The organism is Aromatoleum toluvorans, from assembly GCF_012910905.1.
GTDB classification, from domain to species: Bacteria; Pseudomonadota; Gammaproteobacteria; order Burkholderiales; family Rhodocyclaceae; genus Aromatoleum; species Aromatoleum toluvorans.
The window spans coordinates 1-2,439 of the sequence record NZ_WTVN01000082.1; the positions used below are offsets into that span (position 1 = coordinate 1).

At 68.8% G+C, this 2,439-nt stretch carries 2 protein-coding genes; both read right to left on the reverse strand.

Features of this window, described 5'->3' with window-relative positions; all coding sequences use genetic code 11:
• A partial coding sequence (locus tag GPA22_RS22370; RefSeq protein WP_169258275.1) for an ABC transporter permease subunit occupies positions 1-1,391 on the reverse strand: 1,391 nt, incomplete at its 3' end.
• The gene (locus GPA22_RS22375) at positions 1,388-2,425 is read right to left on the reverse strand and encodes a branched-chain amino acid ABC transporter permease (protein ID WP_169258276.1); all 1,038 of its coding nucleotides are present in this window, start codon (positions 2,423-2,425) and stop codon (positions 1,388-1,390) included. The genes GPA22_RS22375 and GPA22_RS22370, both read right to left, overlap by 4 nt.
• Positions 2,426-2,439 lie beyond the last annotated feature (14 nt).

Consider the following 2,439-nt stretch of genomic DNA (forward strand, 5'->3'; position numbering starts at 1 on the left):
TCGAGGCGCCACGCGGCCGGGAACACGCCCTTGCCACCCCGCAGATGCGCGCCGATGGCGACGTTCTCGAGCACGCTCATCGTCGGCAGCAGCTTCACGTGCTGGAAGGTGCGGCTCATGCCCATGCGCGCGATTTCCCTCGAGCCGTGGCCGGCGACCGACTGGCCGAGGAACAGCACCTCGCCCGAGGTCGGGGTGTCGACGCCCGAGATCTGGTTGAACATCGTGCTCTTGCCCGCGCCGTTGGGGCCGATCAGCGCGAGGATCTCGCCCGCCTTGACGGTGAGGCTCATCGCGTTGTTGGCCACCAGCCCGCCGAACTTCCTCGTGACCTCCTTCGCTTCGAGGATCACTTCCCCGCGCGCCGGCAAGGGCTTTCGCGGCAGCGGCTCGGCGGCGGCGTCGAGCGTGCGGCGCGTGGCGCGCACCGGCACCAGGCGGGCCACCAGCGGCCACAGGCCTTCGCGCGCGCGCTGCAGGATCACGACCATCATCAGGCCGAAGAAGATCACCTCGAAGTTGCCGCTCTGGCCGAAGAGCTTGGGCAGGAGGTCCTGCAGCCACTGCTTGGCGATGGTGATGACGCCCGCGCCGAGGAGCGCCCCCCACACCTGCCCCGCGCCGCCCACGACCGCCATGAAGAGGTACTCGATGCCGATGTGGAGCCCAAAGGGCGTGGGGTTCACGAAGCGCTGCATGTGCGCGTAGAGCCAGCCCGAGGCACAGGCGTGCAGCGCGGCGATGACGAAGATCACCATGCGCGAGCGCGCGGTATCGACCCCCATCGCCTCGGCCATCACCATGCCGCCCTTCAAGGCGCGGATCGCGCGGCCCTCGCGCGAGTCGAGGAGGTTCTGGGTGGTGAACACCGCCGACAGCAGGAAGACCCAGATCAGGTAGAAGATCTGGCTGCCGTCGGTAAGCTCGTAGCCGAACACCGCGATCGGCGGGATGCCGGTCAGTCCGGTGTGGCCGCCCAGGGTCTCCAGCGTGCCGAAGAGGAAGTACAGGCTGATGCCCCACGCGATGGTGCCGAGCGGCAGGTAATGGCCGGAGAGGCGCAGCGTCATCGATCCGAGCACGAGCGCGACGGTGGCCGTGAACACCAGGCCGACGAAGAGTGCCAGCCACGGCGAGCCGCCCGCCCACGCGAGCCACGCCGGCAGCTCGGTCGCGGTGGTGAGCACCGCGGTGGTGTAGGCCCCCAGGCCGACGAACGCGGCCTGGCCGAAGCTCGTGAGGCCGCCCACGCCGGTGAGCAGCACCAGCCCGAGCGCCACCAGCGCATACAGGCCGATGTAGTTGAGGAGCGTGACATAGAAGGGCGGCATCACGAGCGGCACCACCAGCAGCAGGGCCAGGAACAGGCCCAGGACAACGCGCGGCTTCATTCCTCTTCCTCCACGTGGTGGCTGGTGAGCGAGCGCCACAAGAGCACCGGGATGATCAGCGTGAACACGATGACTTCCTTGTAGGCGCTGGCCCAGAAGGAGCTGAAGGCCTCAAGGAGCCCCACCAGCACGGCGCCGGCGGCGGCGATCGGGTAGCTCGCGAGCCCACCGACGATCGCGGCCACAAACCCTTTTAGTCCGATGAGAAAGCCCGTGTCGTAGTAGATGGTGGTGATCGGCGCGATCAGCACGCCCGAGAGCGCACCGATCAGCGCCGCGAGCAGGAAGGTGAGGCGCCCCGCGAGCGCCGGCGAGATGCCCATCAGGCGCGCGCCGTTGCGGTTCATCGCGGTCGCGCGCAGCGCCTTGCCGTAAATCGTGCGGCCGAAGAACTGGTACAGCGCGACGATCAGCACGATCGAGGCGGCGACGACCCAGATCGTCTGGCCGGTGACCATCATCGGACCGAGCTCGAAGCGCGCCTCGGAGAAGGCCGGCGTGCGCGAGCCTTCGGCGCCGAAGAAGAGCAGCCCCAGGCCCACCATGCCGACGTGCACGGCGACCGACACGATCAAGAGGATCAGCACCGGGGCGGCCGCGACCGGCTGGTAGATCAGGCGGTACATCAGCGGCCCCATCGGCACCACCACCAGGAGCGCCAGCAGCACCTGCACGGCGAGCGGCAGGGTGGCGAGCGGCAGGGCGTAGAGCAGGCCGGCGAGCACCAGCGGATAGCCCACGTCCCACGCCAGCACGTTGGCGATCCGCCCCTTCTGGCCGCTATGCAGCGCGCCGCGCGCATCGACCGCCGCCGCGAGCACGCCCGCCCCGAGCAGCAGCCACAGCGTCGCCGGCACCGTGCCGGCCTGGATCATGACGAGAGTCAGCGCGCCATACGCGACAAACTCCCCCTGCGGAATGAAGATCACCCGCGTCACGGCAAACACCAGCACCAATGCGAGCGCGAGCAGCGCATAAATCGCACCGTTGGTGATGCCGTCCTGCGCGAGCAACAGCGCTATCTGGAAATCCATGGACGAACTCCGGC